Source organism: Rodentibacter haemolyticus (assembly GCF_015356115.1).
Lineage (GTDB): Bacteria > Pseudomonadota > Gammaproteobacteria > Enterobacterales > Pasteurellaceae > Rodentibacter > Rodentibacter haemolyticus.
Genome location: NZ_CP063056.1, coordinates 1,051,837 through 1,066,609 on the forward strand (window position 1 = coordinate 1,051,837; position 14,773 = coordinate 1,066,609).

Annotated in this window: 13 protein-coding genes; 2 read left to right on the forward strand and 11 right to left on the reverse strand. The window is 41.5% G+C overall.

Going from position 1 to position 14,773, the window contains the following annotated elements:
• Positions 1–36: 36 nt before the first annotated feature.
• On the reverse strand, positions 37–594 hold the full coding sequence (gene frr / locus IHV77_RS05045; RefSeq protein ID WP_194813007.1) for a ribosome recycling factor: 558 nt from the start codon (positions 592–594) through the stop codon (positions 37–39).
• Positions 595–739: 145 nt separating this feature from the next.
• A complete protein-coding gene (gene pyrH, locus IHV77_RS05050) occupies positions 740–1,453 on the reverse strand; it encodes a UMP kinase (RefSeq protein WP_194813008.1) in 714 nt (237 codons plus the stop codon).
• 132 nt (positions 1,454–1,585) lie between these two features.
• On the opposite strand from pyrH, the gene IHV77_RS05055 reads away from it, so the two are divergent.
• Complete coding sequence (locus IHV77_RS05055; protein ID WP_194813009.1) at positions 1,586–3,148, forward strand: phosphoethanolamine transferase; 1,563 nt, start codon at positions 1,586–1,588, stop codon at positions 3,146–3,148.
• A 56-nt stretch (positions 3,149–3,204) separates the two neighbouring features.
• On the opposite strand, the gene tsf is transcribed toward IHV77_RS05055, so the two are convergent.
• The 5 genes from tsf to mtr all read right to left on the reverse strand — a co-directional run bounded on the left by tsf (position 3,205) and on the right by mtr (position 7,613).
• Positions 3,205–4,056: a translation elongation factor Ts gene (gene tsf / locus IHV77_RS05060; RefSeq protein WP_194813010.1), complete on the reverse strand. Its 852-nt coding sequence runs from the start codon at positions 4,054–4,056 to the stop codon at positions 3,205–3,207.
• 135 nt (positions 4,057–4,191) lie between these two features.
• Positions 4,192–4,914: a 30S ribosomal protein S2 gene (gene rpsB / locus IHV77_RS05065; protein ID WP_194813011.1), complete on the reverse strand. Its 723-nt coding sequence runs from the start codon at positions 4,912–4,914 to the stop codon at positions 4,192–4,194.
• Positions 4,915–5,082: 168 nt separating this feature from the next.
• A complete protein-coding gene (locus tag IHV77_RS05070; protein ID WP_194813012.1) occupies positions 5,083–5,502 on the reverse strand; it encodes an ACT domain-containing protein in 420 nt (139 codons plus the stop codon).
• Complete coding sequence (locus IHV77_RS05075) at positions 5,499–6,269, reverse strand: class I SAM-dependent DNA methyltransferase (RefSeq protein ID WP_194813013.1); 771 nt, start codon at positions 6,267–6,269, stop codon at positions 5,499–5,501. Before IHV77_RS05075 ends, IHV77_RS05070 begins: the two co-directional genes overlap by 4 nt.
• An 87-nt stretch (positions 6,270–6,356) precedes the next feature.
• Positions 6,357–7,613, reverse strand: a complete 1,257-nt coding sequence (mtr, locus tag IHV77_RS05080; RefSeq protein WP_194813014.1) for a tryptophan permease — start codon at positions 7,611–7,613, stop codon at positions 6,357–6,359.
• A 138-nt stretch (positions 7,614–7,751) separates the two neighbouring features.
• On the opposite strand from mtr, the gene IHV77_RS05085 reads away from it, so the two are divergent.
• On the forward strand, positions 7,752–8,525 hold the full coding sequence (locus tag IHV77_RS05085; RefSeq protein WP_194813015.1) for a M48 family metallopeptidase: 774 nt from the start codon (positions 7,752–7,754) through the stop codon (positions 8,523–8,525).
• A gap of 129 nt (positions 8,526–8,654) precedes the next feature.
• Here the strand turns inward: IHV77_RS05085 and acrB are convergent, their stop codons facing one another.
• The 4 genes from acrB to secF form a co-directional block, all read right to left on the reverse strand.
• Positions 8,655–11,741 carry a multidrug efflux RND transporter permease subunit AcrB gene (acrB, locus tag IHV77_RS05090; protein WP_194813016.1) on the reverse strand — a complete coding sequence of 1,029 codons (3,087 nt, stop codon included), beginning with the start codon at positions 11,739–11,741 and terminating at the stop codon, positions 8,655–8,657.
• A gap of 16 nt (positions 11,742–11,757) precedes the next feature.
• Positions 11,758–12,954: a multidrug efflux RND transporter periplasmic adaptor subunit AcrA gene (gene acrA, locus IHV77_RS05095; protein WP_194813017.1), complete on the reverse strand. Its 1,197-nt coding sequence runs from the start codon at positions 12,952–12,954 to the stop codon at positions 11,758–11,760.
• Positions 12,955–12,988: 34 nt separating this feature from the next.
• The gene (gene acrR / locus IHV77_RS05100; protein WP_194813018.1) at positions 12,989–13,558 is read right to left on the reverse strand and encodes an efflux transporter AcrAB transcriptional repressor AcrR; all 570 of its coding nucleotides are present in this window, start codon (positions 13,556–13,558) and stop codon (positions 12,989–12,991) included.
• 230 nt (positions 13,559–13,788) lie between these two features.
• A complete protein-coding gene (gene secF, locus IHV77_RS05105) occupies positions 13,789–14,763 on the reverse strand; it encodes a protein translocase subunit SecF (RefSeq protein WP_194813019.1) in 975 nt (324 codons plus the stop codon).
• Positions 14,764–14,773: the final 10 nt, after the last annotated feature.

Genomic DNA, 14,773 nt, shown 5'->3' on the forward strand with positions numbered 1-14,773 from the left:
AGACACTAGGTCTGCCCCAATAATCAGTTCAGAAAATTAGAAATCCATTAATTCTTTTTCTTTATCCGCCAAAATTTCATCGACTTTTTTGATGTATTGGTCAGTTAATTTTTGGATTACCTCTTCGCCTTTATGCTGATCATTTTCACTGATTTCTTTATCTTTCAATAAGGCTTTGATTTTATCATTCGCATCACGGCGCACGTTACGAATCGCCACTTTGCCTTGCTCTCCCTCACCTTTTACGATTTTAATCAAATCGCGGCGGCGTTCTTCCGTTAACGGAGGAAGCGGTACACGGATAGTTGTGCCGGCAGAAGAAGGATTTAAGCCTAAATCTGACGTTAAAATCGCCTTCTCTACCGCACTGATTAATGAACGATCAAACACGGTTACCGCCAAAGTACGGGCATCTTCAGCCACCACGTTTGCCAATTGACGAAGAGGCGTTGCCGCACCATAATATTCCACTTGGATCGCATCTAATAAACTCGGTTGCGCACGACCGGTACGGATTTTAGCGATATGCCCTTTCAATGCTTCAAGGCTTTTTTCCATACGCTGTTCGGCATCTTGTCTAATTTCATTAATCATAGAATTGTCCTTTATATTCAGCTAAAAATAAAACGGGGTGATTTTACTGGATTTTTTGCTATTTTTGAATTGTTTTATCATCGGCGATAAAACGAATCTCGCTTAAATGAAAAACGGCAGAATCTCATTCCACCGTTTTACCCGACTAACAAATCGTTGTGCCTTCCTCAGTGCCTAGAACAACATTGCGTAACGCCCCAGCTCTTCCCATATTAAACACCCGAATCGGCATACCATGATCACGGGCCAATGTGAAGGCGGCTAAATCCATTACTTGTAATTCCTTATCAATCACTTCTGCATAAGTGAGGGATTTATAAAGTTTTGCCTCGGCATTTTTCGCCGGATCACAATCATACACGCCATCCACTTTCGTTGCTTTTAATACCACGTCCGCTTCAATTTCAATGCCACGCAAGCAAGCGGCGGAATCAGTAGTAAAGAACGGACTACCGGTACCGGCTGAGAAGATCACAACACGTTTTTCGCGCAACATTTTGATCGCCTCAGACCAGTTATAAGTGTCGCAAATGCCGTTTAATTGGAAAGCGGACATTAATTTCGCATTAACATCCGCACGATGAAGCGCATCGCGCATCGCCAAACCGTTCATTACGGTTGCAAGCATTCCCATATGATCGCCCACCACACGATTCATTCCTGCTTTGGCAAGTTTTGCGCCACGGAATAAGTTACCGCCACCAAGTACTACGCCGACTTCCACGCCCATTTCGACAAGCTCTTTAATCTCCAATGCCATACGATCAAGAATAGAAGGATCGATACCAAATCCTTCATCACCTTGTAATGCTTCACCACTTAATTTCAATAAAATACGTTTATAAATCGGTTGGCTCATTGTCTTTTCCTTTTTTGGCTTAAAAAAATCGCCCTATTCTATAAAATAACCGACTAAGAGTGAAGAAGTTAAATGTGGAAATTCCATTTAGAAAATGGATAATAGGCGAGTTTGCTTCAAAGAAAAGATAATATGAAAACACAAAAAACACCATTGATTTTGACCGCACTTTTTATTTTTGTCTGTGCCATAGCTGCCGGTTATTTTATGTTAATCGGCTCAGGTATGTTCCCTCAGCCTAATATTTGGCTCATTTTACTCACCACCTCCCTTATTCTTTTACTAAGTAACAGCAAAAAAACGTTCTACTTTGTTATGTTTCCGCTTGCCTGCCTCTACGCAATTTATACTCCCACAGGATTAAATTTCGGCGCACCGAGTTATCAATATATCGCCTCGGTTTTCGCCACAGATATGCTGGAAACCAAAGAATTTTTGTTGCAAATTCCGATGAGCAGCTACTTAATCGCTTTTGCCATTCCCACTTTGGTATTGATACAGTATAAAAGTGCGGTCAAATTCGGTATTAAATTTTATCGAAACAAAACATTTATCGCTCTTTCGGCATTACTTTTCGCCTATTTCCTTCCTCTTGCCGACCCCTTAAAGGAAGCCATCAGTTCCACGGTAAAAATTTATGATGAAATGAATAAATTAAAACGGATGTCGCAATCGGATAATTGGGGAAAATCCGCTTTAGAAAACAGCCGATATGATGATTATGTGATTGTATTGGGTGAAAGTGCCCGCAAAGATTATCATCATGCTTATGGCTATCCTATTGAAAATACTCCGTTTATATCGAATACCAAGGGCACATTAATTGACGGATTACGTTCGCCGGGGACAAACACCGTTGCCTCGCTACGCCTAATGTTCACACTTCCCGACAAAGAAAAATGGGAACCGAACTATGAGCTAAGTTTAGTGGACTTAATCAAATCGGCAGGTATTAAAACCTATTGGTTATCTAACCAAGGTTTTTTAGGTGAATTTGATACACCGGTTTCTTCTCTTGCCTCAAAATCAGATGAAACGATCTTCTTGAAAAAAGGCGGCAGTTTTAACTCCACCAATTATAGCGATTTTGACTTATTGCCGAAATTTGCCCAAGTGTTGGAGTCACCGGCACAAGGCAAACGCTTTATCTTGTTACATATTTACGGTTCTCATCCGTTGGCTTGCGATCGTCTGGAAGATTATCCGAAAATCTTTAAAGATGAAGAGATTGATCCGAAATTCAATTATTTAAACTGCTATATTTCTTCTATTAAAAAAACCGATGACTTTTTAAAGCAGGTATATGAACAACTGCAAGAAAACGGACAAAAAACACACCGCACTTTTTCGATGATTTATCTTTCCGATCACGGTTTATGTCATCAGCAAGATGAAAAACACAATGTACTATTGTTCAATCAAAATTGTTTCAGTCGTCAACACCACGATATTCCTTTATTTAAGATTTCTTCTGATGACACACAACGCTACGAATACAACGTATTTAAATCCGGCCTAAATTTCTTGGAAGGCATTGCAAATTGGATCGGGATAAAAAATCCCAAACTCACACAAGAAAAGAATTTATTCTCTAATGAAGCGGATAACGATGATTTCGGTTTACAGCAAAAAATTGATGAAAAATATCGCAAAGATGATGATCCGGCAATAGATATTCGCCCGAAACATAAATAAAAAAATAAAAGCCGATAAAAACATATCGGCTTTTTCATATCTAAGAAATAAGAAAATTAAGCGTTACCGCCGGTGATTTTCGCCACTTCTGCGGCAAAATCTTCTTCCACTTTCTCAATACCTTCACCCACTTCTAAACGGATGAAGTTCGTTACTTTGGTATTTACCGATTTTAAGTAATCACCAACGGGTACGGAAGGATCCATAACGAATGCTTGACCGGTTAAAGACACCTCACCGGTGAATTTCTTCATACGACCTTCAACCATTTTCTCTGCGATTTCTTTTGGTTTACCGGAGTTGATTGCAATGTCGATTTGAATTTGACGTTCGTGTTCGACAACTTCAGCAGAAACATCTTCCGGATTTACAAATTCCGGTTTAGATGCTGCAACGTGCATTGCGACTTTACGTAATTCTTCTTCAGAACCTTCACCCGCTACTAATACACCGATTTTCGCACCGTGTAAGTATTGTGCAAGAACTTGTCCTTCTAAGTAAGCAACACGGCGAATAGTCATATTTTCACCGATTTTTGCAACCAATGCCGCGCGTTTTTCTTCAAATTGAGCTTGTAATTGTTCGATGGTTGTGCCTTTATTTGCAGCTGCAAAATCAGCCACTTCATTTGCTAAACCTAAGAATCCCGCATCTTTTGCTACGAAGTCGGTTTCACAGTTCATTTCCACTAACACGCCGAAACCTGCGCCGACACGAGCAAGGATCACACCTTCAGCCGCTACGCGACCAGCTTTTTTCGCTGCTTTTGCTTGACCGGATTTACGCATATTGTCGATTGCTAACTCGATATCGCCGTTAGCTTCAACTAATGCTTTTTTACATTCCATCATACCCGCGCCGGTACGTTCGCGAAGTTCTTTTACTAATGATGCTGTGATTTCAGCCATTTTAAAAATCCTCAGTCTTAAAGTGCGGTCATTTTTCACCGACTTTTTAGATAAAATAACAGGGACTAAATATAGCCCCTGTGCCAATTAATCGTTTTGATTAATAAGGGCTATGCCTTATTTCGATAACTTGAATTATTCAGCGTCTGCCGCTAATTCTTCAGCTACTTGAGCTTCGTTACCACGACCTTCTTTCACTGCCGCTGCCGCTGCAGTTACATAAAGCTGGATTGCACGGGTTGCGTCATCGTTACCCGGAATAACAAAATCCACGCCTGCCGGAGTTGAGTTGGTATCAACAATAGCAAATACCGGAATACCTAGGTTGTTTGCTTCTTTTACTGCGATGTGTTCGTGGTCCGCACCGATAACGAATAATGCATCCGGTAAACCACCCATATCTTTGATACCGCCAAGGCTTAATTCAAGTTTTTCCATCTCACGGGTACGCATTAACGCTTCTTTTTTGGTTAATTTATCGAAAGTACCGTCTTGAGATTGAGCTTCTAAATCTTTTAAACGTTTAATTGATTGACGAACCGTTTTCCAGTTAGTCAACATACCACCTAACCAACGGTGATTTACATAATATTGTTGACAGTCTAATGCCGCAGCTTGAACTGCCTCGGATGCTGCGCGTTTTGTACCAACAAATAAAACTTTACCGTTGTTGCTCGCAATACGAGTTAATTCAGCCAGCGCTTCATTGAATAAAGGTAAGGTTTTTTCAAGATTGATGATGTGAACACCATTACGGGCACCGAAAATGAAAGGTTTCATTTGTGGATTCCAGTAACGTGTTTGGTGTCCGAAGTGTACGCCCGCGTTGATCATGTCGCGCATTGAAACTTGTGCCATAATATTTTCCTTTTAATTGGGGTTGAGCCTCCACATACCAGCTCATCGACCGTTTGGCACCCCGATGAAGCCTTAGTGATATGTGTGTGTTATTTCAGTTAAGTTTACTCTTTTTAACAGGAAAAAGAGCGGCGTGATTTATACCATAAAGTGCGGTGGAATGCCAGTTTATTTTTGTTGATTCTCTGCCGATACCCGTTGTAATTCACGTAATGTCGCCATGGCAAGCTCCGCCTGTTCATAAGGGACAAAAATATGATCATGAAAATTTCCCGCCACCACATTACAGCTGATTTTAGCCTTGCCTAAAGCTTTTGCAAAGGCGGCAGTTAGCCCTACAGCGGCAAGATCGGAATGAATGGTTAGGGTGATCCAAGCCGCTTTAAATTGTGCATCAAGGTGATAACTTTTTGCCGTTTCTTCCGTTACCACTACGGACAGACCCTCTTTCTCGCGAATGGTCGCAATTAAAGCGGAAAGCGGTAAATGTTGTTCCGGTTTCAGTGTGGCAAAATAGTAAACGCCCTCATTGAGATAAGGTTCCATTGAGGCTAATAACACGTCAAGATCGTTAATTGGATTTGTCATTTTTTCTCCTTGTTCTTTGTGGCTTTCACGAATAACAAGACCGGGCGATGCTGTAAATCTTTAAATTCCGAATGCCATTGCGGTTGTTCGGCAAGCATAGGTTCTGCGATTCGTTCAATGTTAAAACCCGCTGAGATCAGGTTATTAATAATTGTCGCCGTTGTGCGGTGATAGGTTTTAAAAGGTTGCTTAAACCAATTTCTATTGCGCTCGCCCTCATCCCGATAATAATTCAAGCGATACGCCACTTGTTGTTTATTTTCATCCTTCTCCCAACGTTCCCCCTCTTTATGACAAGTAGTAATAGGATGTTCTTGGGAAAAAATCAATGTGCCGTTCGCTGCGAGTTTATCGAAAATTGCGGATAACAATGCAGGGAAATCTTGTACATAATGAAAAGCGAAAGAACCGGTAATAATATCAAAATTGCTATCCGGCAGATCTTCGAGTTTTTCCATTGCCAACTGATACAATGAAAAACGTCCTTGAAATTGACCGCACTTTTCTAAATCCGATTGTGCCTGTTCCAACATATTGGCGGATAAATCCACGCCGACGACAGTTTTTGCACCTCGTTCTAAATAAAGCTGCAAATGTGCCCCTGTGCCACAACCAAGATCGAGCAATTTTTTGCCTTGAAGATCAGGTAAAAGCGAAAGCATTGTGGGCTTTTCCACAATTTCGTTTAGGCTAATCGGGTTTGCGCGGAGTTTTCGATAAAGCTCAAAGAAATTTTCTCTATCATAAACACTGATTTGATTATTCATTGTTTCTTCCTGCGAAAATATTGCATTTCTGTAGCTAAAAAATCAAAAGGGCGCACACAATACGCCCTTACATCCTAACAGATAAATTTATCCGCTAAAACTTGCAAACCATCCTAAGTTTGCACCTACCTGCGCCATAATGTTCAGCACGCCGAAAAGAATGATAAAACCGATCATAAAACTTCCGCCATATACTTTATAAGTCGCATTCGGAAATTTTTGGCGACAAGCGCGAGCAAGTAATGCCGGCACAATAGCCGCCCAAATGGTTGCAGCCAATCCGGCATAACCAATGGCAATCACAAAACCATAAGGAAATTGAAGGCTTAACAATAATGGCGGTAAAAATGTGATTAAAGTCGTCTTAGTTCTGCCCATTAAGCTGTCGTCAAATTTAAATAAATCCGCGATATAATCAAACAGCCCTAGCGTTACCCCTAAAAAAGAGCTGGCAATCGCCATATAAGCAAAAAAGCTCAGAATAACGGCAATATAATCCGTTTCAATATATTTGTGTAAGGCTTCAAGCAATGCGGAGACGTCCCCGCCTTTTTCAATCACCGGCGCAAATTCGCTACGCGGTAAATTTCCTTGAATGGCGAGCTGCCATAAAATATAAATCACTAACGCCAGCCCTGTGCCGATAAAGATCGCTCTCATCACGCGTTTACCATCGCGGTTATAATATTTCACCAGACTAGGCACATTACCGTGGAAACCGAAAGAAACCAAACACACGGGAAGTGCGGTCAATAAATAGGGTAAATATTGTTGCTCGCCTTGTGCAATGGTATTGAATAACACTTCGCTTTTTATCGATCCTAATAACCCTGCGGTAGAAAAGAAAAAAGCGATCACCATTCCGCCGATAAGCACCGTGGTAAAGCGATCCACCGCTTTCGTAGAAAGCCACACAAAAGCGGCTAACACAAGACAAAAAACGAGAGAACCTAAAGTTCGCCCAATATCGACCGCACTTTCCAAAGAACCAAGAACTTGGTTCAATAAATTCTGCGTAATGCCACCGCCCGATGTGATGTAGGCATAAGTCAAAATATAAAGCACGAATGCCACCGATAAACCGTTCACTACGTTCCAACCTTTGCCAAGTAAATCTTTTACGATCGTATCGAAACTTGAGCCGGTCGGATAATGTAAATTTGCCTCTAAGATCATTAAGCCTGATGTGGTCATACAAAACCAAGTATAAATCAATGCAAGAACAGAGCCGATAAACCATACACCGGCGGTAGAAGTAGGGTTAGCCAACATACCGGCACCAATTGCCGTGCCTGCGATAATCATCGCACCACCAAGTAGAGAAGGAGATTTTTGTTGTTCCATAGATGAGTCTCTTAATTAAAATTTGCACTATTATAATAGTGCAAAAGAAAAACTCAATTATTTTTTATTAGACAAATAAAGTGCCGTTTACTTATAATTTGACAGCTTTTAATATTTACACTCACATAGGAGCCCAAAATGAAAAAACACATTAAATCTTTTGCTTTTGCAGCAGCGGCGGCTTTTGTTTTAAATGCTTGTGCCGACTCAGCTTCTATCAATCAACAAGCGGCTTCAAGCTATACGCAGGAAATGGGGAGAATCCGTAGCCAAGGTGCGGTTGATACGTCTTCTCAAACCGCAAAACGTGTTCATCGTATTTTCAATAAAATGGTGCCTTATGCCAATAAAGAAAATCAAACAGGGCAACCTTTCAACTGGCAAATTACCGTAATTAAATCGAAAGAATTAAATGCTTGGGCAATGCCGGGCGGTAAAATGGCGTTTTATACGGGATTAGTGGAGACATTAAGACTGAATGATGATGAAATCGCCACCGTAATGGGGCATGAAATGGCACACGCTTTAAAAGAACACGGTAAAGCAAAAGCGAACTTCGGTATGGCAACGGGAATTGCCGCGCAGTTAGGGCATATTGCACTTTCTACCGTGGTAGGCTCTGATTTAAGCGGGGTCGCTATCAGTTTGACTAAGGATTTTGCATTAGATAAACCTTATTCACGTAGCGCAGAAACCGAAGCGGATGAAGTGGGTTTAATGTTGATGGCAAAATCAGGTTTTAATCCGCAAGCAGCACCGGGGTTATGGGATAAAATGAAAAAAGCCTCAGGCGGTTCAAAAGGCATACTGGACGCTCTTGCTTCCACCCACCCGACAGATGAAAATCGCCAAGAAAATCTACGACGTTTACTGCCTGAAGCGATGGAACTTTATACAGCTTCGAAAAAATAAAAAAATCAGTCTGAATCAACCGCACTTTAATGTGCGGTTTTTTATCGCCTCGTTTTAATAAAACAAAACCGCACGTTGGTTCTCTAAACAAGGATTTCCCAAAGTGCGGTTAAATTTTAAGGTGTTTTATTAATGAACAGATTTGGTTTCGCTTTCTTCAAACACCGGTAACGGCTTGTGCTCTGTCGCAACATAGCTATAAACCACCGGTAATACAAACAAAGTAAAGATTGTACCGATTGATAAGCCCGCCACGATAACGATACCGATACTAAAACGTGATACCGCCCCAGCACCTGTCGCATAAAGTAATGGAATCAAACCTGCCACCATCGCACCGGTCGTCATTAAAATAGGACGCAAACGCACTTTAGCAGCGGTCGTAATAGCATCAATACGCGATTTACCGTGTAGCAATTGTTCCTCTTTCGCCACTTCACACATCAAGATACCGTGTTTTGTAATCAAGCCCACCAAGGTAATTAAACCGACTTGGGAATAAATATTCAAGGTTGTACCTGAAATACCGAAGAAGGATAAGAAGTTAAGCGTTAATAACGCACCACTCACCGCCAATGGTACGGAAATCATAATCACCATTGGGTCACGAACAGATTCAAACTGAATCGCCAATACCAAGAAGATGATCACCACCGCGAGTGCAAAGGTCACCGCAAGTGCATTCCCCTCTTGAACCAACTGACGGGATTCCGAACGGAAATCGTAGGTATAGCCCTGTGGTAACGTGGTATCCGCGTGTTGTTGTAACCAAGCTACTGCATCACCCGTTGATGTTCCCGGCATCGGTACGGCTTGAATCGTTGCTGAGTTTAACTGACTGAAACGTGGTAAGGATGTCGGTTGCGTTTCAAGTTTCATTGTCACTAAACTGCTTAGTGGTACGGATTCACCGTTGCTTGCATTTAAGTAGTAATTTTTGAAACTTTCCGGTGATAAACGATCATCCCGTTTTACCTGTGAAATGACTTTATACGCACGCCCGTCAATATCGACACGGGTGATGGTTGCACCGGAAAGGAAACTACCTAACGTACTACTAATTTGCTGCATTGTAATACCATAGGTTCCGGCTTTTTCTTTATCTACGGAAATCGTCATTTGAGCCGTATCGTATTTCAAGTCAAGATCCGTATAAACAAACTTGCCCGATGCACGCATCGCTGCCAAAAATTTCTCTGCCGTATTAGCTAGGGCATTATAATCCTGTGCCGTTTTTAAAACGATAGCAACCGGCGGCCCTTGCTCCCCCGTGTCAATTTCAGGGAAATTAAACGCAGATACGGATACTTCAGGCAATTCTTTTGCCTTTGCATTTAACTCATTCATTATTTCCGGTTGTTTACGCGAACGATTTTTCCAATCTTCTAATGTCACAATATTCAATGATTGGTTAGAACTTGGAGCCCCCGCAATGCTCATACCAAAAGAAACTTCAGGCGTATCCATCACCGTTTTCATATAAGGTTTCATCGCAGCTTGAATGTAATCTACATTTACACTGGATGGCGCGGAACCGATAGCAATAAATGCCCCTTTATCTTCATTTGGTGTCAATTCACTGGAGAGTGAATTAAACAGGAACGGCAATGTCGCAAAAATCGCTACGGCAAACACCACCATAGATTTTCGATTCTGCATCACGATATCAAGCATATAGTTATACACATTATTTACTTTGGAAAGCGTATGTTCTACTTTCCGCTCCAACCACGAAGGTTCTGAGTTGGATTTCAATAACTTACTCGACATCATCGGAGAAAGTGTCAATGCGACAATACCGGAGATAAATACTGCACCGGCGAGCGTTAACGCAAACTCTTTAAAGAGAGTTCCCGTAATCCCGCCCATCAATGCCATTGGAGAATACACGGCAATCAAAGAGATTGTCATAGAAATAACCGGTAAGGCAATTTCCCGCGTACCGATGATCGCAGCACGGAATGGCGTTTCGCCTTCTTTGATATGGCGGTCAACATTTTCAAGCACAACAATAGCATCGTCCACCACCAAACCGATGGCGAGAATCAATGCCAGCAATGTCATCAAGTTAATGGAGAAATCCAAACTTTGTAACATCATTAGTACCCCGATTAAAGAAATCGGAATCGTGAGTACCGGAATCAAAATCGCACGGAATGAACCGATAAACATTAAAATAACCACCAATACGATAACCGTCGCTTCAATGATGGTTTTCACTACCTCGTTAATCGAGCTGTTAATCGCAATAGTGCGGTCATAAAGAATATCGCTTTCCATACTATCCGGAAGCTGTTTTTTGATGCTTTCGTATAACGGAAGAATATTTTTAGCTACGGTTAACGGATTTGCAGAAGAAGTCGGATTGATCCCCAGTACAACGGAATCCGCACCATTTGCCGTTGCACGCGAATTATCGCTCTCTTTATTAAGTTCAATGGTGGCAATATCACGCAAGCGAACCAAGCTATTTCCATTAGAGGCAACAATTAGGTTACCTAACTGTTCAACGGATTTTGTCGTTGTTTCGACTTTATTGCGGTAAGTCACATAATAACCGTTATCGCTCCCCGCCGCCGTCTGAATATTATTGGCAGAAAGCGATGCCATCACCTGCGAAGCCGATAGGTTCTGACCGGCCATCTTTTGCGGATCAAGCCAAATACGTAATGCATATTCCGCCGCACCGAAAATTTGAACTTCAGCCACACCTTCAATGGTAAAGAACTGAGGTTTTACTACGCGGTTAATATAGTCCGTAACTTGACTTGAATCCAATTTCTTGGAGCGGAAACTAATATACATAATGCCCGTACCACCCGATGAGGAGGCAACAGTCGGATCTTCAATCCCGCTTGGAAGCTCAGAACGTACCGCATTCACTTTCGCCAGTACATCCGCCAATGCCCCTGCAGGATCCGTATTTAGTTTCATTTTGACCGTAATTGTCGAAGAACTTGGCGCACTTGAAGAGGACATATAGTCGATATTATCCGCTTGCGCGATAGATTCTTCTAATTTTGAGGTAACGAATGCCTGAATCAAGTTCGCATCCGCCCCCGGATAAGCTGTCGTAACGGTAATCACCGTTGTTGTCATTTTAGGATATTCACGCACCGCCAATTTCGAAATAGCTTGTAATCCTAAAATAATGATAAGCAAGCTGATCGAAACCGCTAAAACAGGGCGACGAATAAATATATCTGTAAATTTCATTCGTTTTTCCTAAGTATTACAAATTGGTTTTCTGCGCAGGCTCAGTGCCACCAACGATATCTTTTTTAATCAACTCAACAAGGCTGCCGTTACCAATGCCTTGTTGCCCACCGGTAATAATTTTGTCACCGACTTTTACTTCATCACCTTGTAATTGAGAATAAATACCTTGACGATCTTTTGTAAATACAGTGATTTGTTTAGCACGATAAAGAGAATCTAATTTAGGGTTATCGGCAAATTTTGTTTTATCCTCGTCAGAAAGCGGTTCTAACAAATAGGCGATTTCACCATACATATTGTAGCTTATCGCGACTTGCGGAACGACAATTTGGTTGATTTCCGTAGGAAGCGCAACACGCAAACGGGAGAACATACCGGAAAGCAATTTACGACCATCTTCCGGATCAAAGGTGGCTTGCACATCCACCAAACCGGTTGAAGAATTAATTGCAGGCTCAATGGCTGTAATACGGGCAGAAAAGGTTTCCCCTTGACGTGCATCCGTTGTTGACGTTACCCGTTGACCGAGAGTTAATTTATCCAGCTCATTTTGTGAAATAGAAAAATCAATTTTCATTGAACTGGTATCTTCTACCCGAACAATCTCAGTACCGACATTGACATATTGCCCTACGTTGACTTTCACGATACCCGCTTGTCCATCAAAAGGCGCAACGATTTGACGACGTTCAATTGTCGCTTTTAAAGATTCGATATTCGCCACTTGAGCATCATAAGCCGATTTCGCATTTTCCAGCTCTTGGCGGGAAACCGAATTGCTTTTTACTAAAGAAGCATAACGTAGATAAGTTTGGCGTAAGGCTGGTAATTGAGCTTGTGTGGCTTGAAGGCTTGCTCGCTCAACAGAACTATCAAGCTCAACTAATAAATCCCCTTTTTTCACTCTTTGTCCGTTGTTCACCAACACGTTAGAAACCGTGCCGGTACTTTGTGCGCTCAACATTGCACCTTGATTCGGACGAACAAGTCCCGTCGTATTAATCACAGGCGTCCACTCACTCGCTTTCACCTCAAGGGCGGTAACCGGACTTGATGCTTCCGGCATATTGGCTAATGCTTTACCAATCATAATGCTACGAAATACATTAAAGCCGATTACGCCGGCAAAAATTAAGACGAACACTACCAAAATAATTTTCATAAAGAAAATATGTGAGCGTTTCGGTCTATTCGTTTGAGTTTGACTCATTTTTTAAAGCTCCGTTAATATTTAAAGACTACTGTTACTTCTGAATTGATCGCCAAGTGCGCTCAATCACAGCTTCTAAAATTTCGGTGGTCAATTCCACCTTTAGAAATTTGCTTCCCGATGCAATATTCATCGCGCTTTCTAAACTAAGCTGAAAGAGAATTTTATTCGGTAATTCCATTACCAGCTCCCCTGCAGCCTTTGCATTCCAACAAAAGCGTTCCCAACGACTATTATTATCAACCGCCCTACAAATCTCGGAGAAAGCGGGTAAAAGCTCATATTGACTTAAGTTTGATAACACCGTGGGATTATCTTGTAAAAATTCCCAAATGTTCCACCACATTTGTCGATACTGTTCGAAGAAAGATTGTGATTCATCAAAATTTTTCTCAAGTGCCGCCATAAACATAGCGAATAAACGCCTTGCAAATTGCTCTAATAATTCATCTTTATTCTTAAAATAAAGATAAATCGTACCGGCCGCCACATTGGCTTCTTTCGCCAGTTTATGCATAGAAAGCTGGTTTAAGCCCTCCTTTGCCATTAAGCGATCTGTCGCCATAAAAATCTGCTCGGCTAAATCCGTTTTAGAATGTCGCATAAAAAACCTTAAGTTGAATGAAAGAAAGAGATCAAGATTAACCACAAGAATGAACGGGCGTTCATTTTAGAGAAATTTTATTTTTTCGCAAGAAAAAAGTGCGGTCATTTTTCGGTGTAATTTAGATATGATAACGAGGAACGAATGCCATTAAATTAAACGGCTTGAGTCCGATACAACATCGAGCTCAAACCGTTTTTCGACTTATCCAGCTTTTTGGGTCGGATCAATTAAGGTAAATCATCCACTTCTTTATCCACTTTCGGTGGGATCATATGTTCACGTCTTAAACCTACATCATAGGCAATGGCAATAGCGATAAAAATGGAGGAATAAGTACCGAAACCAATCCCGACCAATAATGCCAATGAGAAGTTATGAATAGAAGGACCACCGAAGAAGAACAAGGCAATAACAACGATTAAGGTTGTCGCAGAGGTCATAATGGTTCTTGATAAGGTTTGAGTGAGGGAAACGTCAATAATATCAATCGTATCTAGACGGCGAATTTTACGGAAATTTTCACGCACACGGTCAAACACAACAATACTATCGTTAATGGAATACCCCACAACGGAAAGAATAGCCGCAACAAAGGTCAAATCCATTTCAACTTGTAAAGCGGAAAAGACACCAAGTGTGATGACTACATCGTGGGCGAGGGAGGCAATCCCCCCTAAGCCTAAACGCCATTCAAAACGTGAACCAATGTAGATTAGCATCATTGCAAGGGTAGCGAGTGTGGCATAAACCGCACCTTGTGCTAATTCCTCACCAACGTTAGGGCCTACAAATTCAATACTTTTAATATGAATGGACGGATCAAGTTCTACCAACATTGCTTTCACACGATCACCAATCGTAGAATCATTGTCTGCCGCCGGTAAGCGAATCATTACGTCTTGAACGGAACCGGTGGTTTGCACAATAGGGCTTTCAATGCCGTTTTGTTTTAATTTATCACGAATCTGTTCAAGATTTGCCGATTGTGAAAAGTGCGTATCAAACACCACGCCACCGGTAAAATCCAAACCCCAGTTAAATCCTTTTGTGACAATGAAAAACATTGAAATTGCCATTAAAAGCACTGAAACAATATAGCCCCATTTACGAATTTTCATAAATTCAGCTAACGGGAACGGGAGTTTAATCCCGTTAATTTCTTTGATGAGATGTCCGTTTTTATCTCTTGCAAAAAGTGCCATAGTCGTCACC

Bases quoted from the DNA above. Each gene is read 5' to 3' on its own strand.
- pyrH (WP_194813008.1), bottom strand. From the start codon at position 1,453: ATGAGCCAACCGATTTATAAACGTATTTTATTGAAATTAAGTGGTGAA.
- mtr (WP_194813014.1), bottom strand. From the start codon at position 7,613: ATGGAACAACAAAAATCTCCTTCTCTACTTGGTGGTGCGATGATTATC.
- frr (WP_194813007.1), bottom strand. From the start codon at position 594: ATGATTAATGAAATTAGACAAGATGCCGAACAGCGTATGGAAAAAAGC.
- acrR (WP_194813018.1), bottom strand. From the start codon at position 13,558: ATGCGACATTCTAAAACGGATTTAGCCGAGCAGATTTTTATGGCGACA.
- acrA (WP_194813017.1), bottom strand. From the start codon at position 12,954: ATGAGTCAAACTCAAACGAATAGACCGAAACGCTCACATATTTTCTTT.
- IHV77_RS05055 (WP_194813009.1), top strand. From the start codon at position 1,586: ATGAAAACACAAAAAACACCATTGATTTTGACCGCACTTTTTATTTTT.
- IHV77_RS05085 (WP_194813015.1), top strand. From the start codon at position 7,752: ATGAAAAAACACATTAAATCTTTTGCTTTTGCAGCAGCGGCGGCTTTT.
- secF (WP_194813019.1), bottom strand. From the start codon at position 14,763: ATGGCACTTTTTGCAAGAGATAAAAACGGACATCTCATCAAAGAAATT.
- IHV77_RS05075 (WP_194813013.1), bottom strand. From the start codon at position 6,269: ATGAATAATCAAATCAGTGTTTATGATAGAGAAAATTTCTTTGAGCTT.
- rpsB (WP_194813011.1), bottom strand. From the start codon at position 4,914: ATGGCACAAGTTTCAATGCGCGACATGATCAACGCGGGCGTACACTTC.
- tsf (WP_194813010.1), bottom strand. From the start codon at position 4,056: ATGGCTGAAATCACAGCATCATTAGTAAAAGAACTTCGCGAACGTACC.
- acrB (WP_194813016.1), bottom strand. From the start codon at position 11,741: ATGAAATTTACAGATATATTTATTCGTCGCCCTGTTTTAGCGGTTTCG.
- IHV77_RS05070 (WP_194813012.1), bottom strand. From the start codon at position 5,502: ATGACAAATCCAATTAACGATCTTGACGTGTTATTAGCCTCAATGGAA.